Source organism: Pseudomonas sp. R3-41, assembly GCF_054161485.1.
Genome location: NZ_CP096421.1, coordinates 3839589 through 3866325, shown reverse-complemented (window position 1 = coordinate 3866325; position 26737 = coordinate 3839589). Strand labels below are relative to the sequence as shown.

The following is a 26737-nucleotide window of genomic DNA, read 5'->3' as shown; positions in this document are numbered from 1 at the left end:
TGTCAGCCCATTCGTCTCGTGACATGTGTATCTGAACTGCTTTTTTTTCGGCTAACTGGACGGTTTGGATGGAAAAACCGCATCCTTGCGGCCCCATTGGGTTAACTGCGAATCGTTCAATCCTCTTCTTCGCGTTGCAGCTCGAACAGCAGCAGTGAACGTCCAGTGACGGAATACTCGGATTCGAAATCGAAGCGCTCCTGTCCACGAACGTTGGGCTGGTTGGTGTCGACCATGCAAGTCCAGAAACTGCCTTCAGGGACTTCCGGCAAGCGGAAGTTGACGATGTCATGGTGTGCGTTGACCACCAGCAGCAGCGTCGCATCGCCCCCCTTGCGCCGAATCCCGGTTTCCTGGGCGCGGCCGTCCATCAGCATGCCCAGGCAGCGACCATGGCTGTCCTGCCACTGCTCGATGGTCATTTCGCTGCCGTCCGGGGCCAACCAGGTCACGTCCTTGACGCCAATGTCCTCGTTGTAGTTGCCCACCAGGAAGCGTCCACGACGCAGGATCGGGTAGGTCAGGCGCAACTTGATCAGGCGCTTGACGAACTTGAGCAGCGCCGCGCCATCCTCGCTGAGGTCCCAATTGACCCAGCCGATCTCGCTGTCCTGGCAATAAGCATTATTGTTGCCGTGCTGGGTACGGGCGAACTCGTCACCGGCGACGATCATTGGCGTGCCTTGGGCCAACAACAACGTGGCGAAAAAGTTGCGCATCTGCCGATGGCGCAGTGCGTTGATCTCAGGGTCATCCGTCGGGCCTTCGACGCCATGGTTCCAGGACAGGTTGTTATTGCTGCCGTCCTGGTTGTTTTCATCGTTGGCTTCGTTGTGCTTGTCGTTGTACGACACCAGGTCATGCAAGGTGAAACCGTCGTGAGCAGTGACAAAGTTCACCGAGGCATACGGGCGCCGGCCACGTTGGTTGAACATCTCGCCCGAGGCGGTCATTCGGCTGGCGAAGTCGGCGAGCTGGCCGTCGTCACCTTTCCAGAAGGCCCGCACCGTGTCGCGGAACTTGTCGTTCCATTCGACCCAGCCCGGTGGGAAGCGTCCTACCTGATAGCCCCCGGGGCCACAGTCCCAGGGCTCGGCGATCATTTTCACCTGGCGCAGCACCGGGTCCTGGCGGCACGCGACGAGGAAGCTGTGGCGCTCGTCGAAGCCATCATGGTAGCGGCCCAAGATCGTCGCCAGGTCGAAGCGGAAGCCATCGACATGCATTTCCGTGGCCCAGTAACGCAGGGAGTCGGTGACCATCTGCAAGACGCAAGGATGGCTCAGGTCCAAGGTGTTGCCGGTGCCGGAGTCGTTGATGTAGTAGCGTTTGTCGTCGGGCATCAGCCGGTAGTACGAGGCGTTATCGATGCCGCGCATGGACAGGGTGGGCCCCTGTTCGTTGCCCTCGGCGGTGTGGTTGTAGACCACGTCGAGGATGATTTCCAGGTTGGCCTCGTGCAGGTGGGCGACCATTTCCTTGAACTCGGCGATCTTGCCACTGGCCAGGTAGCGCGGGTCGGGCGCGAAGAAGGCAATGCTGTTATAGCCCCAGTAGTTGGTCATGCCTTTGTGCAGCAAATGCTGGTCATTGACGAAGGCATGGATGGGCAGTAGCTCCACCGAGGAAACCCCGAGCTTGCGGATATGCTCCAGCACATCGTCGACCATCAACCCGGCGAAGGTACCGCGCACGTTTTCAGGCACCGAAGGATGACGCATGGTGAGGCCGCGTACGTGGGTTTCATACAGGATGGTCTTGTCCCAGGGCACGCTGACGCGATGGTCGTGACCCCAAGTGTGTGCGGGGTCGATGACTTTACATTTGGGAACGAACGGGGCGCTGTCACGCTCATCGAAACTGAGGTCGCCATCGGGGTGGCCGATGGTATAGCCGAACAATGCTTCGGACCACTTCAATTGACCGACCAGTTGCTTGGCGTAAGGGTCGATCAGCAACTTGTTCGGGTTGAAGCGGTGGCCGTTCGCCGGGTCGTACGGGCCGTAGACCCGGTAGCCATAGATCAATCCCGGATGGGCATCCGGCAGATAGCCGTGGTAGATCTCGTCGGTGTATTCCGGGAGTTCGATGCGTTCGAGTTCGACTTCGCCGGCGTCATCGAAAATGCACAGTTCGACCTTGGTGGCGTTGGCTGAAAACAGCGCGAAATTGACCCCGAGGCCATCCCAGGTTGCACCCAGTGGAAAAGGCAGCCCTTCACGAATCCGCGAAGCCTCGATAATGGGCGGCGGCGTGGTTTTGTTTGGACGGGTCATAGTTGCTCCTGCAAAAAACAGACAGATACAGCGATGCGATTCACTTGGGATGGATGGCGCCACCCTTCACCTGTGGCGAGGGGATTTATCCCCGCTGGGCTGCGCAGCAGCCCCAAATATTCAGCGTTAACGTCACAGGCTGATCGGGTTCACTCGTTTGGGCGCGCTGCGCACGCCAGCGGGGATGAATCCCCTCGCCACATGCAAACCTCTTCGGCACGAAGAAACGATTGCCCGAGACCGATGACTCAGGTGAAGTCAAACCGCCGGCGGCTTGCGCGGTGCCCGCGGCTTCTTGTCGGCGGCTTTATTGACCGGTGGCACTGTCGCTGCAGTCGCCGCGGAAGGCTTGGCCGCTGGCTTGACCTTGGGCGTGGTGTTCTTCGCGGCAGTCTTGGCCGTGGTGCTCTTGGCGGTAGCAGGTTTGGCGCCGTCGGTCTTGCTGGCCGCCGATTTGCTCGCGGCCTTGGGTGGCTTGCTCGGCGCCAGCGCTTCGGCTTCGGCGAGCTTGCGCGCCATCTCCCAGTGGCGTTTTTCCTGCCCGGTGGGCTTACCCTCGGACTCCCAGATCTGATAGGCGAATTCACGAATGCGTTTATCGTCGGTACTCATCGCAGTGCTCCTGATTCAACTCAAGATTGGATAAAGACATTGACCGGGAAATTCCCCAGCGCGGCGCTGATCAGCAGTTCCCTTTGGGGTGTGACTGTTGCGCTTGAAAAAAATCCCTTCAGTTTTTCATCCTTGGCGGCGAACGGTAACGACACGCGGGTATCGCCCCAATCCGACGCAACCACCAGCGGCACGGCACTGTTTTCCAGCAAATGCGCCACATGGACAGGTACGACAATGATCGCTCGCTGCTGCGAGTCCTCACGCATGAAAGCCAGCACCCGGTGGGCCTGCTCGCCGAGTACTTCCAACGGCTGGTAGCGGCCCTGGCGCCATAGCTGCGGGTACTCGGCCCGCATGGCCAAGGTCCTGGCGATCAATGCCTGCTTGATCCGGCCGTCACGCCAATCGCGTACCAGCGCGGCCGGCGTGTTGTCGGCGTGCATTGCCTCGCGGCGCGCCTGGAAATCCACCGGGCGGCGATTGTCCGGGTCCACCAGGCTGAAATCCCAGAACTCGTTGCCTTGGTACAGGTCCGGCACGCCGGGTACGGTCATGCGCAGCAAAGTTTGCGCCAGACTGTTGAGCGCACCCGCCGGCGCCATGGCGTGGACCGCCTCGGCAATGGCGCTGCGCAAGGGCAGCCCCTCATCGCCCAGCAGCAAGCGTTCGAGGAACATCTGGGTGGCTTGTTCATAAGCATCGTTGACCGCCGCCCAACTGCTTTGCAGCTTGGCTTCGCGCAGGGCCTTGCGTTGCCATTGCCATAGGCGCTCGTTGTATTCGACCAGTGCCTTGTGGTCTTGGAGGTCGAGATCCAGCGGCCAACTGCCGAGCAACGCTTGGTAGAGGATAAGTTCATCACCGGCCGAGGGCGCAGACGGATCGCTGTGCAGCGAAGGCGAGAGGATGCGCCATTGTTCGACGCAGGTGGCGTACCAATCGGCGCGTTCGCTGAGTACGGCCAGTCTGGCGCGGGTGTCTTCGCCGCGCTTGTGGTCGTGGGTGGCGGTGGTGATCAGGTTGTCAGGGAAGTGTTCGAGACGCTCGAGACACGCGTGGTGGAACTCTTGCACCGGGGCGCTGAAGCGCTCGGTGTTATAGCCGACGTCATTGCGCGACAGCAGCACCGCCGAGCGATAGAGCGCGGTGTCCTCCACGGCTTTGGCGGCCGCGGGCGACGTCAGTTGCTGGAAGCGCACGCAGGCGTGACGCAGGCGTTTACGCTGGCTGCCCCGCGGGCGTTGTCGCCAGGGCATTCCACCGAGCCAGCCGGCCAGGCAATCGAGCACCGGCCAATCGGCTTCGCTGAGGGTTTGCCGGGCACCTTCCAGGGCTTGGTTGAAAAACACTTCGTCTTCGGCGGAGCGCCCCAAGGGCGTGATGTAGGTGCGGTACACCGGGAAATGCACGATTAACGCCTGCAAGGCCCGCCGAATCGCGCCGAGGGTCAGGTCGCGGGTCATCACATCGTCCCGGGCCACTTGCAGCAGGGCCTGGGCGACACTTTCAAAATCCCCCGCCAAGGACCCATTGAGAATCTGTTGGCGAGCCAGGCGGGCTTCTTCAATGAAGTGTGCCGGCCGCTCGCTGTGCCGGCTCCAGAATTCGGCGAGGGGGGCGGCACCGGCCGGGTCGTGCTGCAGCAGCGAGACCTGGTTCATGAACTCGTAGCCGGTACTGCCGTCGATGTTCCAGTCCCGCCGCAACGTCTCGCCATCGCCGAGGATTTTCTCGACGAAGATCGGCAGGTGCCGCGACGGCGACAACGAGTCAAGACGCCTGCGTAATTTGCGGCAGTAACCGCGAGGGTCTGCGAGACCGTCGATGTGATCGATCCGCAGCCCATCCACCAAGCCTTCGCCGATCAGTTCGAAAATCTTGGCATGGGTGGCTTCGAATACGGCCGGGCGCTCGACCCGCAGCCCGCCCAGTTCGTTGACATCGAAAAAACGCCGCCAATTGATGTCGTCCGCTGCTGTGCGCCAGCTGGCGAGCCGGTAGCTCTGGCGCTCCAGCAACTGATGCAGACGCTCGAAACCCTGGGGCTGGGTGGAGTCGTAGGCGCCCAGGTTGTCCTCAATGGCGGCAAGGATGCCGGCGTGTGCCGCCAGGTCCTGCAACTCTGCTTGCAGCGGGCAGGCGAGGGTGTGGGCATCGGTCTGGTAATTCAGTGTAGTGAAGCGCTCGGCCAGGGCCTTGAGCGGTTCGGCCTGTTCGACGGGCAGGGTTTCGGCGGGTCTGAGCAGCTCGCCGTAGTGCATCGGGCAAATCGGGAAGCGGTGTTCGTAATGCTCGACATAGAAGCTGCCGTGGGCGGAATCGAAGCGCAGTTGCAGGGTGCCTTCCTGCAACGCCACGCCGTAGTCGCTGCCCAGGAACGGTAGCAACAACTGGCCTTCCATCAGCGGGTCCGGGGAATGCCACTGGATGTCGAAAAACTCGCCGTAAGGGCTCAGGCGTCCCCATTCCAGCAAATCCAGCCACCAGGGATTGTCATTGCCGCCAACGGCCATGTGATTGGACACGATGTCGAGAATCAAGCCCATCCGATGCTCGCGCAACGTTGCAACCAAGCGCTTGAGCGCGGCTTCGCCACCCAGTTCGGGGTTGACCAGGGTCGGGTCGACAACGTCGTAGCCGTGCATGGAGCCGGCCCGGGCCTTGAGCAGCGGCGAAGCATAAATATGGCTGATGCCCAGCGAGGCGAAGTACGGCACCTGGGGGATGGCATCGTCCAGGGTGAAGCCTTTATGGAACTGCAGGCGTAACGTCGCCCGCAGGGGTTGGATCAACGTCTGTTTCATCGGTCACGCTCGTTCGCCTGAAGTCGCGCACAGGCGAGTATTTCCAGGCGCCGGGCGGCGTCCGGGTGGTCCAGCAGCGCCTGGCTCTGTTGGGCCAGGCGGCGGCGCCAGTTGGGGTGGGTGTCGATGGTGCCGGGCAGGTTGGCTTGCTCCTCGATGCCCAGGGCATCTTCGAGTGGCAGCAAGACCAGCGGCGCTCGGGTGTGGCCGAGGAAGCGCACGCTGGCATCGAGCACTTGGTCGGTCTCGCGATGTTCTTCGCGAAAATTCTGCGGGTCCTGGTTCAGCACTTGGCGCAGGCCTTCGCGTTCGCGCTCGCGGTGTTTGCGCCAGTCCATCTCGGTGGGCGAATCGATCAGGTCCAGCCGGGCATTCCAGTCGATGTCATGACCATGCCACCAGCCGTTGAGCGTCGGCAGGTCATGGGTGCTGGTGGTCGCCAGGGCGTTGTCCGGCCAGTCGAGGATGGGCTTGAAGTGGGTGTTGTCCTGTTCGAACAACAGTACGCGCATGCCCAGGATCGAGCGGGCAATGAGTTTTTCCCGCAAGCCATCCGGCACGGTACCGAGGTCTTCGCCGAGCACGATGGCTTGATGGCGATGGGATTCCAGTGCCAGCAGGCGCAGCAGGTCGTCCACTGGGTAATACAGGTAGGCACCATCGCTGGGTGGGGCATCGTTAGGGATCACCCAGAGCCGCTGCAAGCCCATCACATGGTCGATGCGCAAGCCGCCGGCGTGGGCGAAGTTGGCCCGCAGCATTTCAATGAAGGCGCGGAAGCCGTTGCGTACCAGGCCTTCCGGGGAAAACGCCGAGATGCCCCAGCCTTGGCCGGAGCGGTTGAGAATGTCCGGCGGCGCGCCCACGGTCAGTGACGCGAGCAGTTCGTCCTGGCGGCTCCAGGCCTGGCTGCCGCCACCGTCGGCGCCCACCGCCAGGTCGGCGATCAGGCCGATGCCCATGCCGCTGGACTTGGCGGCGCTTTGGGCGCGTTCCAGGCAACGGGCAATCAGCCATTGGCAAAAGGCGTAGAAGCCGATCTCATCGGCATTTTCCTCGGCGAAATGGGCCAGCGCCGGGCTGCGTGGATCACGCAGTTCTTCCGGCCACTGCCGCCAGTCGAGGCTTTCGCCCCGGGCCGCGCGTTCGGCCTGCAAGGCTTCGAAGCGGCAATGGTTCTCCAGTGCTTCGCCGCTGCTGTGACGAAAACTGCTGAAGTCTTCGTGCAACGGGTGCGCGCCCTGGCTGAACCCGTCATACAGGGCGCGGAGGATTTTCTGCTTGGCCTGGGCGGCGACCGGCCAGTCGATCAGCGGCTGTTCTTCCAGGTTGCGCAGTTGATTGGTCAAGCCGGTGGCGTCGATGGCGGTGCGCAGGGCGCGTTCACCGAGGATGGTGCCAGGCGCGGCGTACAGGCTGTTGAGAAACAATCGACTGGATGGCGAATAAGGGCTGTAGCGTCCGGTGTCGCTGCTGAACATCGCGTGCATCGGGCTGATGGCAATGGCCTCGGCACCGCGCTCGCCGGCCACCCGGGCCAGTTCTTCCAGCGCCTGGGTGTCACCGAAACCACCGTCGCCGGGGCGTCGCAAGGCGTACAGCTGCGCGCTCAGGCCCCAGGCCCGTGGCGTCGGGTCGTCCACCGCATCGGCCACGCTGTAGCAGCGGGCCGGTGCGACGGCCAGGGTGAAATGCTGGTTCTGGATATGGACGTGCTGATAGCCCACCGGGACCATCCCTGGCAGCCTGGCCTCGGCATCGAGGTTCAGGTGCAGTGTCGCGCCGTCTTCGAGTTTGATTTCGCAGGGCGTCCCGGCCTCGAAGTAGCGGCCCAAGTCCAGGCTGGCCCCGACATCGGCTGTGATCAGCGGTGGCAGTTGATGGTTCTGTTGATCTTCCTGCAACTGCAGCAGGCTGGCGTCGATTTCCTGGGCGCTGCCGGCGGGATGGCCCAGGCCGGTGAGGACCGAGCGCAGGACGGCCGGCGAGACTTTCTGGGCCCTGCCATTGGCATCGATCCAATCCACCGCCAGGCCCGCTCGGCCGGCGAGGATTTCCAGTTGCGCATCGCTCATAGGCGCTCTCCAGTGATGGTGGGCAAGGTTGTCGCCTGCGTCAGACTGACCAGCGCGCTGTAGGGCGCAAGGACGCCCTGTTGCAACAGACCCATGGCCTGCTGCGGATGTTCGAAAAGAATGCGTGCTTCTTCAGGGGCCTGGTGTTCGACGGGGCGTTCGCCAAGGTTCAGGTCGATGCGCAACACGCTGCCATCGCCCAGTCGCCAGCGTGCGCTGACGGCGCCATGGCCCAGCACATCGGCCCCGAGGGCTTGAGCGCCGGGCAGGCGCGGGACGATGTCCTCACGGCGGATTTTCAGCAGTTGGCGATACAGCGCCTCGCTGGCCTGTTGCTCCGGTCGCTGCGGTTCCAGGCTCGGGCGTGACGCCTCGAAGGTGCCGGCCGCGTTGGGGTCGGGAATTCGCTCGCGTGTCTGCGGATCGGCGAAGGCACTGAAGGCCTTGAACTCGTTTCGTCGGCCTTCGCGCACGAGTTCTGCCAGCTCGCCATGGTGGCTGGTGAAGAACAGGAACGGTTGTTCGGCCGCTGCTTCATCGCCCATGAACAGCAGCGGGATCATCGGTGACAACAGCAACAAGGCCGTCGCTGCTTGCAGGGCCTGGGGGGCGGCGAGCTGATGCAGGCGTTCGCCGAGGGCACGGTTGCCGATCTGGTCATGGTTTTGCAGGAACAGCACGAATGCGCTCGGCGGCAAGTGGCCACTGGGCTCGCCCCGGGATTCGCCATGGCGATTGATGTGGCCCTGGAAGACAAAGCCCTGGCTGAGGCAGCGTGCCAGTTGTTCCGTCGGCTGCTCGGCATAGTCGGCGTAGTAGGCGTCGGTCTCGCCGGTCAGCAACACATGCAAGGCATTGTGGCCGTCGTCGTTCCACTGGGCGTCGTAGCCCTGTTCCAGCAGGCTGGCCTGGTTGTGTTCGTTTTCCACCGTCAGCCAGACATGCCGGACCGGGTCCACCTGCTCGCGCACCCTGGCTGCCAGTTCTTGAAGGAAGTCCGGATCTTCGATGGCATGCACCGCGTCGAGGCGCAGACCGTCGAAACGGTATTCCAACAGCCACATCAGCGCATTGTCGATGAAGAAGTCCCGCACTTCGCGACGGCGGAAATCGATCGCCGCGCCCCAGGGCGTGTGCTTGTCTTCGCGGAAGAAGCCCTTGGCATAGCGGTGCAGGTAATTGCCGTCAGGGCCGAAGTGGTTGTAGACCACGTCCAGGATGACGGACAGGCCATGACCGTGGGCACTGTCGATCAGATGCTTGAGCTGTTCAGGTGTGCCGTAGGAAGCCTGGGGCGCGTAGGGCAGGACCCCGTCGTAGCCCCAGTTGCGATCACCGGGAAACTGCGCCAGCGGCATCAGCTCGATGGCGGTGACGCCCAGCCCGGCCAGGCGCGCCAGATGCTGTTCGACGCCATTGAAACCGCCGAGGGCGCCCACGTGCAGTTCGTAGATCACGGCTTCGTGCCAGGGGCGACCGGACCATTGAGTGTGCCGCCAGGAGTAGGCATGGGGGTCGACCACTACGCTGTGTCGGTCGATGTCGCCGGCCTGGGCGCGAGAGGCCGGGTCCGGCACCTCCAGCTCGCCGTCGATGTTGTAGCGATAGCGGGTGCCGGCGGGGCAACGGGTCTGGATCATGAACCAGCCGTCGGCTTGGGGCAGTAGCGGTATTGAATCGCCAGTGTCGAGTTCGACACTGACAAAAAAAGCATCCGGGGCCCAGAGGGCGAAGCGGGTGTGCTCGTCATCCAGCATCACCGCGCCGTGGGTCCATGTTTCAGGCGTCCTTGACGTCATTGTTACCTCATTGTCTGGCCGATTTTCCCAGGGACTTTGCCACCAGCTGTTCGTAGAGTTCGGCGTAGGGTTCCACGGCCTTGCACCAGTTGAACGGCGCCGACATGGCCCGGCAGCGCATGGCGTTGAGCAAGTCGGGGAACTCGAAGACCTTGAAGGCCCGGCTCAAGGCCTGTTTGTAGCTCTCCACCGTGGACTCATCGAACAGGAAACCGGTGATGCCATCTTCGATGGTGTCCGCCAAGCCTCCGGTATTGCGCGCCACCGGCAGCGAGCCGAAGCGTTGGGCGTACATCTGGCTCAAGCCGCAAGGCTCGTAGCGCGACGGCATCAGCAGGAAGTCGCTGCCGGCAAACATCCGCCGGGCATCGGTTTCGTTGAAGCCAATGCGTACGCCGATGCGGCCGGGGAAGCGCAGCGCCAGTTCGCGCATGGCCTGTTCTTCCTCCGGTTCGCCACGGCCGATGATGGCGATCTGGCCACCGGACTCGACGATGAACTCGGCGACCGCTTCGGTCAGGTCCAGGCCTTTCTGGTAGACCAGGCGCGATACCACGGCGAACAGCGGGCCCGTGGAGTCGTCGAGTCCGAACAGCTCCCGCACATGGCTCGCGTTGACCGCCTTGCCGTCCCAGTCGCCGATGGTGAACTGGCGGAACAGGTGCGAATCGGTGGCCGAATCCCAGCTTTCATCGATGCCGTTGGGAATGCCGCTGAGCAAGCCCTGTTGGGTCTTGGCCGCGAGGAAACCGTCGAGCCCGCAACCAAACGCCGGGGTAGTGATCTCCTGGGCGTAGGTGGCGCTGACGGTGGTGATATGGCTGGAATAGGCCATCCCGGCCTTGAGGAACGACAGTTTGCCGTAGAACTCCATGCCTTCCTGTTGCAGGGCGTGCTCGGGGATGCCCAGCTCCGGGCAGGAGGCGAGGCTGACCACGCCCTGGTACGCCAGGTTGTGGATGGTGAACAGGGTCGGGGTGCGTTGCCCGCGCCAGTGCATATAAGCGGGCGCCAACCCGGCTGGCCAGTCGTGGGCGTGGACGAGGTCCGGGCACCAGTGGATCTGGGCGAGGTTGGCGGCGATGTCGGCGGCGGCCAGGCCCAGGCGGGCGAAGCGGATGTGGTTGTCGGGCCAGTCGCGGCCGTTGTTGGCGCCGTAGGGCGAGCCTTCGCGGGCGAACAGTTCCGGGCAGATCAGGACGTAGATCACCAGGCCATCGGCCATGTCCATGCGTCCGATCTTGCAGGGCGGCAGTGCGGCGTGGCCGCCCAGTTCGCCGATGATGTGGATCGGATTGCCGCTGTTCATCACTTGCGGATAGCCGGGGATCAGCACCCGGACATCATGCAGCCCGGCCATGGCCCGGGGCAGTGCCGAGGACACGTCGCCCAGGCCGCCGGTCTTGACCAGGTCGGCGATTTCCGAGGTGACGAACAGGATTTTCTTGCGATTGGGGTTCTGTCGAGCGACGGGGAGCAGTGCCTTGCCGCCGGTGGCCAACACCGGGGCCGTCGGCGATTCGGCCGCCGGCGGTAATTGTGAACGGACTTGTTGTGGTTCCAAGGCAGCACTGATCATAAATATCTCCCATTTTCTCGATCTGTTTCCGGCAAGCGCCAGAGCTGTTGTTTCATTGGCCGAATCCTGCGGCCAGGCGCACAAGCGCTACGAAGGAAAGCAAACGGCTACCCAAACGCGGCGAAGCGAAGCAGCTGGAGGAGCTGTTGCAATGACCAGTGCAAGGACTGCACCAGTCGCTGTTGCCCTACCTCTAACCTGACCTGTCGCCGTTGCGAAAAGTTTCGACTTTTTTTCGTCTGGATGACCGGTCGGTTTTCCCCCCGGTTAGGCAGTCTAGGTCAGATCCTAGAGCGGTGCGGTTCGGTTCGTCGCATTGTCCGACAATCACGTTTTTTAGCGGCAATGTCTTACACGACGTCGGGGAATACGCACCGACGAAGTGCACATTCCTGAAAAGAAAAAAGTGTAGGGGGAGGGAGTTGGTTCACTGATGTGCGCGATGGGATGGCGCGACGCACCATCGGGGGGCGGGTGAAATAGCGGCGTTTTGATGGCCAATGTCCGCGCTGAAACACGCTGTTTCTGTGGGAGTGGGCTTGCTCGCGAATGCGGTCTGTCAGCCACATATTGGCTGACTGATACACCCATTCGCGAGCAAGCCCGCTCCCACAGCAGGAGATGTTCTGGGTATTGAGGAGCGGGTTCAGCCCGCCGGCGTCAGCAACCGAATCGGCGTGCCCGCCGCCCAAGCCAACAGGTCCTCGATCATCAAGGAATAGAACCGCTGGTAATTCTGTCGGCTGACGTAACCCACATGGGGCGTGGCCAGTACGTTGTCCAGGGTTCGGAACGGATGGGCGGCAGGCAAGGGCTCCTGGGCAAAGACGTCCAGGGCGGCACCGGCCAAGCGTTTGTGCTGGAGGGCGTCGATCAGGGCGGTTTCATCGACGATAGGCCCGCGGGAGGTGTTGACCAGCAGCGCTTCGGGTTTCATCCAGGCCAGCGCCTGGGCATCCACCAGGCCGCGGGTGCGTTCGCCGAGCACCAGGTGGATCGAGAGCACGTCGGCCTGTTGGAACAACGCCTGCTTGCTGACATAGGTCACGCCCACTTCCGCGGCTCGCTCGGCGCTGAGGTTCTGGCTCCAGGCGATGACACGCATGCCGAACACCTGGCCGAATTGCGCCACCCGCGTGCCGATGCTGCCCAGGCCGAGGATTGCCAGCGTCTTGCCGTGCAGGTCGCCGCCCAGGCCTTGCTGCCACAGCCCGGCGCGCAAGGCATTGGCTTCCTGCACCAGGTTGCGGGTCAGGGCCATGATCAGCGCCCAGGTCAGTTCGGGCGTGGCGTGTTTGTAGCTGTCGGTGCCGCAGACCTGGATGCCCAATTCGGCGGCGGCCTTCAGGTCCAGGGCGGCATTGCGCATGCCGCCGGTGAGCAGCAGCTTGAGATTGGGCAAGCGGCGCAGCAGGCCTTCGTCGAACACGGTGCGTTCGCGCATCACGCAGATCACCTCGAAGCGCTGCAAGCGTTCGGCGAGGGTGTCGCGGTCGGCGGGGTAGTCGTGGAGAAACGTCACCTGGCCGACGCTGTCGAGCACCGACCAATCCACCACGCCGCGTGCCACATCTTGCCAATCGTCTATGACTGCTATTTGCACCGCCATGGATCACCTCGTCAGGGAATGGGTTTGTCCAGCCAGCCGAGCAGCGCCTTATGGAACCGATCCGGCTCTTCCATTTGCGGGGCGTGCCCCAGATTGGGGAACTCCACCAGGGTCGCGCGGGGAATCAGCCCGGCCACCTGCTTGCCCAGTACCTCGTAGTGACCCAGTTTGGCCTTGACCGCCGGCGGCGCGATGTCGCTGCCGATGGCGGTGGTGTCCGAGGTGCCGATCAGCAGCAGGGTGGGCACGGTCAGGTCCTTGAACTCGTAGTAGACCGGCTGGGTGAAGATCATGTCGTAGATCAGCGCCGAGTTCCATGCCACTTGCTGATGACCCGGGCCCTTGTTCAAGCCGGCAAGCATGTCCACCCAACGGTCGAACTCAGGTTTCCAGCGGCCGGCGTAATAGGTAGTGCGCTCGTAATTGCGAATCCCCTCGGCGGTGACCTTCAGCTCACGGGCGTACCATTGGTCCACGGTGCGGTAGGGCACGCCCAAGGCTTTCCAGTCTTCCAGGCCGATGGGGTTGACCATTGCCAGGCGTTCGACCTGATCGGGAAACTGCAACGCGTAGCGGGTGGCGAGCATCCCGCCGGTGGAATGGCCGAGGACGATGGCTTTCTGTACGCCGAGGGCCTTGAGCAAGGCTTGGGTGTTGTTTGCCAGTTGCTGGAAGCTGTACTGGTAATACTCGGGTTTGCTCGAGGTGCAGAAGCCAATCTGGTCTGCCGCGACGACCCGGTAGCCGGCCTCGCTGAGGGTCTTGATCGAATCGCCCCAAGTGGCAGCGCAGAAATTCTTGCCGTGCATCAGCACCACCGTGCGGCCATTGACCTTGCCTTGGGCCGGCACGTCCATATAGCCCATCTGCAAGGATTGGCCCTGGGACTGTAAGGCGAAATGCTTGAGGGTGTAGGGGTATTCGAAGCCTTCCAGCTGCGCACCGTAGGCCGGGCCTTCCGGTGGATTGGCGGCCTGGGCGAGCAGGGGCAGGGCGGCGGTGAGGAACAGGCTGGGCAACCAACGGGGCATGATTCGGGACATGGTCGATCTCCTTGTGGCCGCCGCCGATCCTGGCGCGACCCGATTATGGCGACATTAACCACAGGCAACCGAACGGCCCGAACGTTCAACCCATCCAGCCCAGCGTGGCCAGGGCGAGCACGCCATAGCGCATGCCTTTGGCCAGGGTCACGATCAGCAGGAAACGCCGCCACGGCTCGCCCATCACTCCCGCCACCAGGGTCAACGGGTCGCCGATGATCGGCAGCCAACTGAGCAACAGCGACCAGCGGCCGAAGCGCTGGTAATGCAGGCGAGCCTTGTCCAGGTGGGCCGGGCTGACCGGGAACCAGCGCCGGTCCTTGAAGTGTTCCAGGCGCGTGCCCAGCCACCAGTTCACCAGCGAACCCAGGACGTTGCCGACCGTGGCGACCGCGAGCAGCAACCAGGTTTCGTGGCGCTCGCTGAGCAACAGGCCGACCAACAAGGCCTCCGACTGCAGCGGCAACAAGGTCGCCGCGCCGAACGCCGCCAGGAACAAGCCGAGATAGGCTTCGCCCATCAGTGGGCCGGGTAATCCGCCACCACGGTTTGGGTCCCGTCTTTTTTCTGGCCGATCACTTGATAAGCGTCGCTCATGCCATCCATTTCCATGCCGGGCGAGCCCATGGGCATGCCCGGCGCGGCGACACCGAGCAAGTCATCGCGCTTGCCCAGCGCCAGCACCTGGTCGGCCGGGACATGGCCTTCGACGAATTTGCCGTTGATTTCGGCGGTGTGGCAGGAGCGCAGGTTCGGCGCCACGCCCAGGCGTTGCTTGACCGAACTCATGTCGGCCTCGACATGGTCGTTGACCTTGAAGCCGTTTTCTTGCAGATGCGAGATCCACTTTTTGCAGCAGCCACAATTGGCATCGCGGTGCACATCGATGGTCACCGGCTCGGCGGCCTGGGCCAGTGAGGTGAGGAACAGGGCGCTCAAGGCGAGCAGGTGCAGGGGGTTGGCCATGGAGGTGGTCTCGTGTCGTACGGTTTGGAGGGAGGATAACAGAGTAGCGAGCATGAACTGACAGGGGGCTGAGGCGGGGATTACAGAATTGTCAGGTTGGGAGAGTAAACAAGCTGCCCCCAATCGAGAGGGCATCACCCATCGCTTTTGTGGCGAGGGAGCTTGCTCCCGCTGGGGCGCGAAGCGGCCCCAAGACAGCTTGCTCAAAATACCTGACGCACCGAGGTGCTGGGCAAGGGGGCTGCTGCGCAGCCCAGCGGGAGCAAGCTCCCTCGCCACGGTTTGTGAGCAAACAACCTGTAGGAGCACGCTCCCACAGATCAGGGCGGATGTGGGGGCTGTGTCCGCGTCAGCGCACCTTGAACCGCCCCATGATCGCATTCACCCGGGTATTGGCTTCCAGCAGTTGCCGGGTATTGGCCTCGCTGGCCAGGCCGCTTTCCACCAGTTCCTCCACCATGTGGCGGATTTGCACCATGCTGCGATTGATCTCCTCGGTCACCGCGCTCTGTTGCTCGGCGGCGGTGGCGATCTGGGTGCTCAGGCTGTTGATCTGGCTGACGGAGCCGGCCATTTCGTCCAGGCCCGAGTTCACCCGTGACGTCGCATCGGCGGCCGACTGGCAACTGGCCTGGGTGTTTTCCATGGCCGAGACCGACGAACTAACGCCCTGGGTCAGGCGGGTCAGCATTTCGTTGATTTCCGAGGTGCTGGCCTGGGTGCGAGCGGCGAGGGCGCGGACCTCGTCGGCCACCACGGCGAAACCACGGCCTTGCTCACCGGCCCGGGCGGCTTCGATGGCGGCGTTGAGGGCCAGCAGGTTGGTCTGCCCGGCGATGGCGCCGATCACGCCGAGGATTTCGGTGATGCGCTGGGCGTCCTGTTGCATGCTCTCGACCTTGCGGGTGGCGCTGGCCACCTCATCGATCAGCGCCACCACACTGTTGGAGGCCTCGCCGACGACCACGCGGGAGCGGTCGGCATGCTCGTTGGCGCGTTGGGTGAACGCGGCGGTCTCGGCGGCGTTTTGCGCGACGCTTTCAGCCGTGGAGCTCATCTGGGTGATGGCGGTCACGGTCTGGTCGGTTTCCGAGGCGTGGCGCATCAGGATTTCGCTGGTGTGGGCCGAGGTCCGCTGCAGATCGCCGAGGCTCGACGCCATGGCGCCGGTGGCCTGGGTGACTTCACCGATCATGCCTTGCAGGTAAGCGATGAAGCGGTTGACCGAATGACCGATCGCGCCCAATTCATCCTCGGCCCGGATGATGATGCGTCGGGTCAGGTCGGCATCGCCCGTGGACAGGGCGTCGATGTTGCCTTTGAGCACCTTCATGCGGTGGGTCAATTGGCGGATCGCGTAAAGTTGCATCAACACCAACAGGATCACCATTGGGATCTGCAGCAGGCTCAAGGTGTTCAGCACATCGTCGCGTTGGGCGGTGATCAGTCGGGTTGGCAGCGCAGTGGCAAGGAACCACGGCGAACCTTCGATAGGGCGCATGAAGAACGTGCTGGCCTCGCCCTTGTTGTCGAATTCGACCCGCTGCAACGGCTGGTCACGCTTGGCCAGGCCTGCCTTGACCTGGGCAGCGAATGGCGAGGATGCCGCCAAGTCGCTGATATTCTTCAACACGATCGGCCCGCTGATGCGCGAACTGTTGCTGATGATCTTGCCGTCGCCTTCGACGATCAGCATTTCGGCGCTCAGGTCGGCTTCCTTGCGCGCAATCAGGTCGTTGAAGAAGCCCAGGGTCACGTCGATGGTGGACACGCCGTAAGGCACGCCATTCTTCTGGATGGCCATGGCGCAGTTGGTGCGGGGCTCGGCGCTGGCGTCGTCTTTATAGGCTGCGGCCCAGGCGCATTTGCCAGGCGGCGTGGCCATGCCGCCCTTGTGCCAGGGTTGTTCGTAATAGTTGGGCGCGGCGTCACTGTTCCAGAAGGTATTGACCACCAGCTTGCCGGACGCATCGCGATGCCAGAACGTGCTGAACTTGCTACGTCCCTCGGCCCGCTGGTTGGGCAATGGCCAGATCCCGCCGCCGAAGACTTTCAACTCGCCGTACTGGTCCACCAGCCCCGGCAATACTTTGTCGATGGCATCGCTGTCGAGCAACGGGATGGTCTGGGTGATGCTGCGTTGCTGCGCCTGCACCTTGTTCAGTTCGCCCTGGATCTGCTCGGCAACCTCGGCGATGCGGTTCAGCGCCACTTGCTCTTCAGTCTGGCGCAGCTTGGGCGCCACCAGGTAACTGATGCCCACCACGGTCAGGAGGGACAACACCAGCATGAAAATGACCAGGGACAGGGTGTAGCGAGCCTGAATCGTTCGGAATGAGGGCATGTGGAAAATCCTTGCACGAAGGCGACTTTCTGGAGCAAGCGGATGGGCAGTCCTGACTATATCGGCCTGGTGGGACGCAGCTTTAGAGGTCAGTCAGTCGAGGAATTAAAGCGGGTGGATTGCACGAAGACACGCCTTCGGCTGTACCATGGGGCCCCGTTGGTTGCCCGTCATTCCGGCAATACGGTATGGACCTGGCAGCCTTTGGATACAGAACGGATACATTCAGGAAATTGGCAATGACTCATTCGCAACGTTTGAAATACTCGATTCTGATCGTCCTCGTCGTCCTGGCAGTCATGCTGGGGCTGTCCTGGATGCAGGGCCAGGGCATGATCAGCGAGCAGCTGTTTCAATACATCGCCATTGCCGTGGCGGTCATCGTGGTGGTGATCAACGGCGTGATGCGGCGCAAGGTCAAGCCCTGAGCGCCGGGTTCAGTCCTCGGCTTCGAGCACGGCCATCGCGCTGGGGTGCAGGCGGTAGCTTTTATCGGGGTTGAGGGTCACGACGCCCTCGCTGCACAGGCGCTTCAACACCTCGCGCACGCTGAGAAAGGACAACGGAATGTCCAGCCCCAATAACTGGCTGTGCACACCACGCACGCCCAGGCAGCGGTTTTCGTGGGCGGCCTTGAGCAGCGCATCGATGACTTTGAGGCGAATCAGGCTGGTCCGCAGCCCGAAGCTCTTGAGCAGGCGCCTGATGTGGTCGTTGCCGCCGCGCTCTGGCGGCCTGTCGAATTCACGGTGGGTGGCGCTCAGCGAGACGCCGGTCGGCCTTGGCTTGCCCTCCATGGGCAGTTGCGCGTTACGCATGCAGAAACTCCTTACCAGCCTGATCAGAAAAGGTCACGAATACTCTCCTGTTATAGGACGAACGAGGACGGGCAATCATGAGGACAGTGATGTGAAAAAATTGCCCCGGCTTCGTCAAACCCCCGTGTTCAAGCGGCGCCAGGCCATTAATTTTTTTTTATCCGGTTCGTTTTCAAGGTAGGCACATTCCGGTTCAGCATGCGGTGTGTGATTTCCCAGGCGGGCCGAGTGTTGTCTACAGGCGCAGCGGTAGCCGTCCTGGTTTTTGCGGTTTTCATCAGGAGTGAACGTGAGAATGTCCGGGCAGTTATCGAGGGTTGGCCTTGCAGGCGCTTTTCTAGGGATCGCCCTCGGGCTCAGCCCTGTGGTCAATGCGCAGGACGATGGGGCGCAGGCCAGTGCCGAGATCCGGCGCACCCGTTTTGGCGTGCCGCATATCCGGGCTCAGGACGAGCGTGGGTTGGGTTATGGCATCGGCTATGCCTACGCCCAGGACAACCTGTGCTTGCTGGCCAATGAGATCGTCACGGTCAACGCCCAGCGTTCGCGTTATTTCGGGCCCGAGCAGGTCACGGTCGAACAGCGGGAGAACCGCGTCAGCGACCTGTTCTTCAGCTGGCTCAACACGCCGCAAGCGGTCTCCGGTTTCTGGCAGGCCCAGGCGCCTCAAGTGCAGCAATTGGTCGAAGGCTATGCGGCGGGCTACAACCGCGCGTTGGCCGAGCACAAGGCCAAGGGCCTGCCCGAACAGTGCGCCAGCGAGTGGGTACGGCCAATCACTGCGCTGGACTTGGTCAAGTTGACCCGTCGGTTGCTGGTGGAAGGCGGCGTCGGCCAATTCGCCGAAGCCCTGGCGGGTGCGCAACCGCCCCAGGCGACCGCGCTCGCCGCCGCTCCGGCCACGAGTTTCGCTGCCGCCGCGACCCGGCAGCAGCGTTTTGCCCTGGAGCGCGGCAGCAATGCCCTGGCCATCGGCAGTGAGCGCTCGTTCAACGGCCGTGGGATGTTGTTGGCGAACCCGCATTTTCCATGGGTGGGCGGCATGCGTTTCTACCAGATGCACCTGACCATTCCCGGCAAGCTGGACGTCATGGGCGCGGCGCTGCCAGGTCTGCCGATGATCAACATCGGTTTCAGCCAGCACCTGGCCTGGACCCACACCGTCGACAGTTCAAAGCATTTCACCCTGTACCGCCTGCAACTCGACCCGAAGGACCCGACCCGCTACTTGCTCGATGGCAAGTCCGTACCGATGAGCCAGCAGACGGTCACAGTGGACATCCAGCAACCCGACGGCCAGGTGCAGACGGTTTCCCGCGTGGTCTATGGCTCGCAGTTCGGCCCGATCGTGCAATGGCCCGGCCGACTGGACTGGGATAACCGGTTCGCCTACAGCCTGCGGGACGCGAACCTGGAAAACGATCGGGTGCTGGCCCAGTGGTACGCCATGAACAAAGCGGTCACGCTCAAGGACTTGCAGGCCGCCGTCCATAAGATCCAGGGCATTCCCTGGGTCAATACCCTGGCGGTGGACGACCAGGGGCAAAGCCTCTACATGAATGTGTCGGTGGTGCCGAACGTCGATGCCGACAAACTGGCCCGGTGCAGCGATCCCAGGGCCGGGTTGCAGATGATCGTGCTGGATGGTTCTCGCAGCGAATGTGCCTGGGGCAGCGATGCCAAAGCGGTACAGGAGGGCATTTATGCCGCCGACAAGCTCCCGCAGCTGTTGCGCCGCGATTATGTGCAGAACTCCAACGATTCGGCCTGGATGGTCAACCCGGCGCAACCCTTGGCCGGTTATTCCCCGTTGATCAGCCAGCACGGCAAGCCACTGGGGCTGCGCGCGCGTTTTGCGCTGGAGCGGATGGGCCAGTTGGCCAAGGCCGGGCCGGTGAAGGTGGAGGATTTGCAACACATGGTCATGGACGATCAGGTTTACCTGGCTGACCAGGTGATGCCGGACCTGCTCGGCGTATGCGCCGGTGACCTGCGGCCCGATGCTTCGGCATTGGGCGAGGTCTGTGCCAGCCTCAAGGCCTGGGATCGCAAGGCCGGCCTGGATAGTGGCTTGGGGTTCGTGCATTTCCAGCACATCATGGACCCGTTGCAGGCGCTGCCTGATTCATGGCGTGTTGCGTTCGACCCCAACGACCCGCAACACACCCCGCGCGGCCTGGCGATCGAGCGACCGCCCGTGCTCAAGGCCGTGCGCGAAGCCATGCTGGCTTCGGTGGCGGCGGTGAAGGCGGCCGGATTGTCGAAGGACAGCCGATGGCAAGACGTCCAGGTGGCCAGCAGCGGCGGCCGACAGACACCGATCCACGGCGGCCCCGGGGAGTTGGGCATCTATAACGCGATCCAGAGTGTGCCGGGGGCGAACGGCAGGCGAGAGGTGGTCAGCGGTACCAGCTACCTGCAAGTGGTGACGTTTGACGATAAAGGTCCACAAGCCCAGGGGCTGTTGGCGTTCTCCATTTCCAGCGACCCTGCTTCGCCTTATTCGGCCGACCAGACCCAGGCGTTTTCGCAGAAACAGTGGAGTGTGCTGCCCTTCACCGAACAGCAGATAAAGGCTGATCCGCAGTATCAGGTCCTGATTATTCGTGAGCGTGATGAGGCGGGTAGGGTGGTGACGCAATAACCGCTGTTGTACCTGAGGCGTTCGGCAAACCCGTGGCGAGGGAGCTTGCTCCCGCTTGAGCGCGAAGCGCTCACAAAATGGGTCTGCTGCGCAGCCCAGCGGGAGCAAGCTCCCTCGCCACAGGTTCGTCATTCCCTTTAAGTGAACAGAATTTAGGTCCCAAAGGGGCCTTTTCAGTTATTGAGCCGGCCGTTGCCCAATGGAATTGAGCACCGGGTTGCCATCCTTGTTCTGCGTCAGGTAGACCGGCAGGACCTTCGGCAACGAAGCCACGAGGTTCTGCACTTCGCTGATGTTGTACACACCGCCGACACGCAGGCCGCCGGTGCTGTTGTCAGCGAGCATGACGGGACGGTCGAGGTAGCGGTTGATCAGCGGCAGCGCGTCGCTCAGGGCGAGGTTATCCAGCACCAACTTGCCGTTGCGCCACGCCAGCGAGCTGTCGTTGGGATTGGTCTCGCGGATTTGCGGTTGATGGTCGCCCGCCTTGTAGCTCGCTTGCATGCCCGGCGAAAGTTGCAGGCCGTTATGGGTGAGCGCCTGGTTACTGATGACCTTGACCGAACCTTCCACCAGCGTGACCCGTACCTGGTCCTGGTACATCCAGACGTTGAAGCGCGTCCCGGTCACCCGCACCTGGCCTTGGCCGGCGCGCACGACAAACGGATGTTGTTTGTCATGGGTGACGTCAAAAAACGCCTCGCCTTTTTTCAACGTCACCCGGCGCTCGTTTTTGTAGTTGGCGAAGGTCAGCTCGCTGCCCAGGTTGAGTTCGACCTGGCTGCCGTCGTCAAGCGTGATCTGGCGGACGCTCGTGCCGGCTTCGAATCGCTCGTAGGAATTGGCAACCCAGCCCAGATTCCAACCGGTGTAGGCGGCCACGGGCAGGCCCACGACGAGCACTGCGGCGGCGACAGCCAACCGGCTCCAACGCGACCGGGGCCTGGACGCTGGGGCGGGGGCTGCTGGCTCGACGCGCGGCAGATGATCGGCCACCGCCCAGATTTCCAACATGGCTTCGTATTCGAAAGCATGCAGTGGATCGGCATCGTGCCACTGCTTGAACGCCTGCCGTTCGGCATCGGTGCAGTCGACGGCATGCAAACGCATGCACCAATGGGCTGCGGCATCGGTAATGGCGTCGTATTCGGCTTCCGAGAGCGTATGTTCGGTCATTGATTCGTCCTGGTTTGCCGCATTCTAACCTTCGGCATGAGCTGCCGAGAACTGCTGTCATGGCGTTTGCGCATCAATGAGCCTGTTTTTTCGCTCGAACCTGGGTCATGGCGTACCGTCGCATACCTGGCGTGAAAAAAAGATCAACAGCCCTTGCCCGGATCAGGACACCGCAAGTTGTCGAGAGGAACGCACATCAAGTTGCCGCCCCAATTCACAAATCAAGAGGGTGATGGAGTCGGCGTTGCGTAGTATGACGTCGATGCGCGTGTCCGGCAAAATCGGGTCGAGGAATGCGTCACGTGCTTCATTCATGTTTTTGGCGCCGGTTATTTTCAGGATTTCCCGGGCGGTCCCCTTATAGACGGACAACAGCTCAATGCCCTTGAATGTGTTATCAGTCTCGTCCCATTGCGTAAAGAGTTTTGATTTTGGAGTGTTCAACGAAAGCCCATTCTGTTGCAGCTCCTTTTGTGTTTCGTATTTCTCCCTCCCTAGATAAGTGGCGGTTGAAATCAAGTCCAGGAACGGCATCGCCGCATCCAGGTAGATGATATCGATCGTATTGAAAAGCTGATGGGAGATTTCATGGATGAACGTCGCTCCTTGGGCATGTGCGTCGACGTTGAAGGACTCTGGTACGACGGACCTATACCAATCCAATCCCATTTCGAAGAAAAACTGAGTGATATAAATTCTCCCGACGGCTGCGGGTTCGAGCACAAAGGCTGTCGCCCTGTCTCCCAGGTGTTTAAGGGTGCCGACAACGATGCGATCCGCATTCATTTGCTCCCAGGAGGGGTTGGCCAATGCCTGGCATATCGGCGAAATCGCGTTCTCTATTTTGCTAATGAGGCGGGCATCGACGCTGCTCACTCCAAAAAAAAATCGAAGGTATCGATCCAGCCGAGAGCCCGGAAGAACCTGCTGTTTGAGTGCGTGGAGATTTTGAAGGGCATTGAACGAGTAAAACCTCGCGGTTTCCAAGGCCTGCACGATCGCATTGGCCCGGAACGGATATTTCCTGCGTATCTCGGCCATGCCCCGTGCCTCAATATTCAGTGATCCCTTGGCCTTGAAGTCGCTATAGGTAATGGCCATCTTCGACCCGGCCTTGCCAAATCGGATGGTTTGGCGCTGTGGATCGATTCCCCAGGTCCGGCCATCCGCCGATTTTTTCAATAAAGGCCCTTCGCCGTGTTCGTGAATGATTCGCCAGGTCTGGCCGGCTTTTGCCACTTGATAGACCTTGCCGGCGAGGGGGACAAAAAACTTGCCATTCGCCACGGCCTTGTAGACCCCTTCGGCCCAGTCCAGCTGGAGATTCGAGAGGCTCACGTCCGAGGCTTCGAAGACCTGAAGGTCGGTGCGCATAGCAGCCGTGCAAGCGATGTCCTTCCAGCTTGTCGCTGGCGTAGCACTTTCAGGAACCGGTTCGATAGGGTCGAGAAGGCCGAAGGTATCGCCGCGATTCAGGAAACCAAGCGACACCATCTCCGCGGCGCCCGCGATGAAGTTGTGCAGGCCTGTTTTCCAGTCATGCTGTTGCAAGGCTTCGGCTGAGCCCTTGAAGTCCTGATAGCTCTCCCACAGCGTTTCCAGGAATGTCAGTTTGGCCGGTAACTGTCTTCCCAGCATTCTGACCCCGGAGCTGAAGACATGGAGAACCGTTGCCCAGTCAACTTGATGGCGGTCCTGGTTTTGCGCGGTCAGCATCTCTGCCAGTAACGCGGTGTTGTCCTCATACAGCGTATGCAGAATATTTGTATTGATTGGGCTGAAGCCCAGGGTCACTTCCGATTGCGTTGCGCGCGTGGACGCGAAGAGATTCTTGTACGTGGCTTGTTGGCCCTGGGGAAGCCGGCGGATCAACAAATCCTGGAGTGCACCGGGTGTATTGAATGCGGCAACGATGCTGGCTTCATCCTTGAACTCATGTAATTGATTACCGTCATGGTAGGGCGAATACAAGACGTGAGGGCTGGTTGCATCGTTAGTCGAGCTGAATAGGTAGAGCCCCAGCGCTTTGATCGCGGCACCGCCTTCGGTTTTGATTAACTCCAAAGGGCGGAAGAATGCGTTGGCGCCTTCGACCGCTTGACGAGCGATGGCATCCGGCATGTCCATTACTTGCCGGACCAGGTCGAACGCCCTCGGAGAAAGATGCTGCTGTAGATACCGCGCATGAGCGTATTGCAACAATTGCCAAGGGAGCTGCTGGCGAAAGCGCCGTTTTCTCGGCTGAGTATCCGCAGGGCTGCCGGAAAGTGCTTGGGTTACATGGTTTTTATAGGTGGTCGGGATTTCCAGCGACAACAACATTTGCCGTACCGCCGTCTCGTCCAAGCCAACGGGTAACGGCTGCGTGGAGGTTGACGAAACCTTGAAGCCTTTTTCGGTCACATCGACGTGATGCAAGGCAAAGTCAGTCAACGAACTAGCTGGCCCCACGATCGCCAGGTTGGGCGTGATCTGGATAGTTTCAGGGTCCAGGTTTTTCCGAGGAAAGCGCGCGTCCAATAGCGTGTGCAGTTTTTTTTGCACATAAGTTCGCAGGGGCTCGATACCATCCAGGTAATCCTTGCCATCGGACACGCTGTTTTTATATTGCTCGAGCACTTCTACGTGCAGGCGCTTTTCTTCAAGGGATGCCGTGCCAAGCCAGGCAGGTAGTTTCTGCTGGCGTTTATTGGCCTGGGCGATAGATGTGACGTGTTTCAGATTGGTAGGCGCCCCTTTGCTCACGAGTGCCTGAAGACTTTTGACCAATGCCGGTCCGGTAAGCCGCCAATCCCCGGCTTTTAATGTGCTCAGATAGCCATATTCGGCCTCAAAGTGCTTGATAAACGAACTCATCCGATTCAGCAGCACGTTATTTTCGATCAGTTCATACGCGTGGAGTTGGTAGCGTCTATGTGGCAGGCGTTGAGGCGCCGTTAGATTCTCGAGCAAAGCAAAGCGTCTTTGCGAATCGAGCAGGTCTCGGTTCAATTGCCGGGTGGCCACCTCGACGCCAGGAAAAGCCTGCAAGCCATCGGCGGGCGTCCAAAGAATCGCCATGCCTGAGTGGGGCGTATCGAGTCCTCCACGCTCGGTTAATAAAAAACAATGGGCGAGAGGCAACTGAATCGTTCGGCCTTCTTCACTGCAAGCGAGCGTCAACGAATAGACATCCGGCCGAAAGCCCCTGACGGCTTTACGCTGCGAACGGTCCGGGTACTCGGCGTCATAGGCAAAAACCGTACTGATCAGCTCATGGGCAATCGACGGCAGGCTCGAATCCAGTTCCCGGAGTTCGGCCTCGGCGCGGATACCCACAGAAAAAACATTGGTCAGTTCGGCCAGCAGCGGCCTGAGCCGGTGGTGCAGCGAAGCGTTCGGGGAGGTCGGTAGCTGACTGAAAAGGCCGTCGAAAGCCTCTTCCACGTCGGTATAGCTCTTGATCTTTGTTTCCAGTTGATCGGCCATGAAATTGGATGGGCGCAGCTCTCCATGAAACGCGGGATGAGTGCCCCAATGCCCGGCGGTTGGCTGATTCAAGAGGCTTTTGTGAATGAAAGGACGTATATCCAGAGCCTTGTCGATGAGCGAATGAATGTCGACATCGGCCTGGCGAGACATTTCCAATGCGTAATGGAAGTTATTCTTCTGCTTCTCGATGATCGCGCTTGCCAGGGTGTCGGCCACCGGCAAGTCCAGTGGCTTGCCCGAAAGCTGCGGCTCATCGAAGTGCAGGAAGCGGTTGCGTTCTTCCAGGCTCAGGAGGCTATAGATTTTTTCCTTTTCTGCGCTGCTGGCGGATTGACCCAACAGCCTGTCTTTGAAACCTGGATAGTTGCTTATCTTTTGAAAACCTTCGAGGGGCGTATAAAGATAATGTCCCTTGGCGCTGATCATCATGGAACCGGCAAGCTCCACGTAATTCGGTTCATATTCCCAGAGTCGAATCGTTTCGATGAACATCAATGTCTCGTCTCGCCGAGACGATCGGAATAGCCGAAACAGCTCACGACTCTGTTCATCCGTCAGTTGTCTTTTCTCCCGTTCGATCACAATGCACGCCCATAGCTCATCGTGAATGACACGAGACAAAAGCTTGCGTCGTGGCATATAGAAAGAAGCCGTGCGTCCCTCCCAAAAGGCGTCGATATAGCTGATCAGCGTCGGAATCAGTGTTTTGGCCGTGTCCCTTATGAAGTTTTCCCATTGCTGCGCCGAGTAGAACGATGCCAGTGTGCCTGGATGAGTCAGATCGATGTCATACCCGGCCGGCCAGCCCTGATGATGGAAGTAGTCCAGGACTGCCTCGCTCAGCGGAATGCTTTCAGTTACCGGGATTGCCTTTGGATCCGCCGGATGGGTTCCCTTGGTGAATGCCAAGCGGATTTGCCGATGATCCAGGCGTGGCAGCGCTTCGTTCAATACTTGATCAAGCATTGATCTTAACGAGGGCAGTTGGAGCAGCTCATTCACCAAGGCCAGGGCATTGATGCTCTGCGCGCTCTCGATGGACTCGATCTGGGCCCTGAAAATATCCCCGTCGATGATTTGCCTGGTTTGTCTGATGTCGGTGGTGCTGTTCAATTCGCTGTACTGGGAAATCGACAGGAGGCGAAACAGATCGTCGCGCTGCGCAGTGTCCTGACGCATCCGGTCAATCTCTTCTTCGAGGGATGCCCGGTTGTCGAACTTTTCGATTCCACCACTTGGCGTATAGAGAAACGCCGGGGCGGTGCTGGTTTGGCTACCGTTCGACGAGGCGCAGAGGGCGAAACAGCCGGCCAGTGCAATGGGTGGTTTTTCCTCTGCCTGCAACAGAATCGTTTCGGCGAACATCGGCGGCGTCTGCGCCGCGCGCTGGGCATGGCTGGGCAGGGAGACATGGTGCACCCAGTCGAGGTCGGCCTGGGTCAGCCCGTGGGGAGCGGTCAACTCGTCCGGGCGCTTGGCGTTCAGGACCTCGGGAAATAGCAGGGGCGTGGTGGTCAT

At 61.2% G+C, this 26737-nt stretch carries 16 protein-coding genes; 2 read left to right on the top strand and 14 right to left on the bottom strand.

Features of this window, described 5'->3' with window-relative positions:
* Positions 1-116: 116 nt before the first annotated feature.
* The 11 genes from glgX to M1D99_RS16875 form a co-directional block, all read right to left on the bottom strand.
* Entirely contained in the window at positions 117-2276 is a 2160-nt protein-coding gene (gene glgX, locus M1D99_RS16925) for a glycogen debranching protein GlgX (RefSeq protein WP_458130475.1), read from the bottom strand.
* Positions 2277-2534: 258 nt separating this feature from the next.
* Positions 2535-2888: a DUF2934 domain-containing protein gene (locus M1D99_RS16920; RefSeq protein ID WP_411384885.1), complete on the bottom strand. Its 354-nt coding sequence runs from the start codon at positions 2886-2888 to the stop codon at positions 2535-2537.
* A 20-nt stretch (positions 2889-2908) separates the two neighbouring features.
* Positions 2909-5695, bottom strand: a complete 2787-nt coding sequence (locus tag M1D99_RS16915; RefSeq protein ID WP_458130474.1) for a malto-oligosyltrehalose synthase — start codon at positions 5693-5695, stop codon at positions 2909-2911.
* Complete coding sequence (gene malQ / locus M1D99_RS16910) at positions 5692-7770, bottom strand: 4-alpha-glucanotransferase (RefSeq protein ID WP_434570557.1); 2079 nt, start codon at positions 7768-7770, stop codon at positions 5692-5694. The genes M1D99_RS16915 and malQ overlap by 4 nt, the downstream gene beginning before the upstream one ends.
* Positions 7767-9569 carry a malto-oligosyltrehalose trehalohydrolase gene (gene treZ, locus M1D99_RS16905; RefSeq protein ID WP_458130473.1) on the bottom strand — a complete coding sequence of 601 codons (1803 nt, stop codon included), beginning with the start codon at positions 9567-9569 and terminating at the stop codon, positions 7767-7769. Before treZ ends, malQ begins: the two co-directional genes overlap by 4 nt.
* Before the next feature lie 7 nt (positions 9570-9576).
* Positions 9577-11148 (bottom strand): glycogen synthase GlgA, encoded by a 1572-nt coding sequence (gene glgA, locus M1D99_RS16900; protein WP_458130472.1) that lies wholly within the window; start codon positions 11146-11148, stop codon positions 9577-9579.
* Positions 11149-11794: 646 nt separating this feature from the next.
* Positions 11795-12757, bottom strand: a complete 963-nt coding sequence (locus M1D99_RS16895; protein WP_458130471.1) for a D-2-hydroxyacid dehydrogenase family protein — start codon at positions 12755-12757, stop codon at positions 11795-11797.
* A gap of 11 nt (positions 12758-12768) precedes the next feature.
* Complete coding sequence (locus M1D99_RS16890; RefSeq protein ID WP_434570551.1) at positions 12769-13800, bottom strand: alpha/beta fold hydrolase; 1032 nt, start codon at positions 13798-13800, stop codon at positions 12769-12771.
* Positions 13801-13885: 85 nt separating this feature from the next.
* On the bottom strand, positions 13886-14320 hold the full coding sequence (locus M1D99_RS16885) for a YqaA family protein (protein WP_186705712.1): 435 nt from the start codon (positions 14318-14320) through the stop codon (positions 13886-13888).
* A complete protein-coding gene (locus M1D99_RS16880) occupies positions 14320-14766 on the bottom strand; it encodes a DUF411 domain-containing protein (RefSeq protein WP_186705711.1) in 447 nt (148 codons plus the stop codon). The genes M1D99_RS16885 and M1D99_RS16880 overlap by 1 nt, the downstream gene beginning before the upstream one ends.
* Positions 14767-15115: 349 nt before the next feature.
* Positions 15116-17110 carry a methyl-accepting chemotaxis protein gene (locus M1D99_RS16875; RefSeq protein WP_434570547.1) on the bottom strand — a complete coding sequence of 665 codons (1995 nt, stop codon included), beginning with the start codon at positions 17108-17110 and terminating at the stop codon, positions 15116-15118.
* A 239-nt stretch (positions 17111-17349) separates the two neighbouring features.
* On the opposite strand from M1D99_RS16875, the gene M1D99_RS16870 reads away from it, so the two are divergent.
* Positions 17350-17538, top strand: a complete 189-nt coding sequence (locus M1D99_RS16870; RefSeq protein ID WP_434570545.1) for a hypothetical protein — start codon at positions 17350-17352, stop codon at positions 17536-17538.
* Between the two features lie 9 nt (positions 17539-17547).
* Here the strand turns inward: M1D99_RS16870 and M1D99_RS16865 are convergent, their stop codons facing one another.
* Entirely contained in the window at positions 17548-17928 is a 381-nt protein-coding gene (locus tag M1D99_RS16865; RefSeq protein WP_434570543.1) for a fe2+ zn2+ uptake regulation protein, read from the bottom strand.
* Between the two features lie 295 nt (positions 17929-18223).
* On the opposite strand from M1D99_RS16865, the gene pvdQ reads away from it, so the two are divergent.
* Positions 18224-20572, top strand: a complete 2349-nt coding sequence (gene pvdQ / locus M1D99_RS16860; RefSeq protein WP_458130470.1) for a bifunctional acylase PvdQ — start codon at positions 18224-18226, stop codon at positions 20570-20572.
* Positions 20573-20749: 177 nt separating this feature from the next.
* Here the strand turns inward: pvdQ and M1D99_RS16855 are convergent, their stop codons facing one another.
* Both M1D99_RS16855 and M1D99_RS16850 read right to left on the bottom strand, forming a co-directional pair.
* Positions 20750-21748 (bottom strand): FecR family protein, encoded by a 999-nt coding sequence (locus M1D99_RS16855; protein WP_458130469.1) that lies wholly within the window; start codon positions 21746-21748, stop codon positions 20750-20752.
* A 162-nt stretch (positions 21749-21910) separates the two neighbouring features.
* Complete coding sequence (locus M1D99_RS16850; RefSeq protein ID WP_458130468.1) at positions 21911-26737, bottom strand: dermonecrotic toxin domain-containing protein; 4827 nt, start codon at positions 26735-26737, stop codon at positions 21911-21913.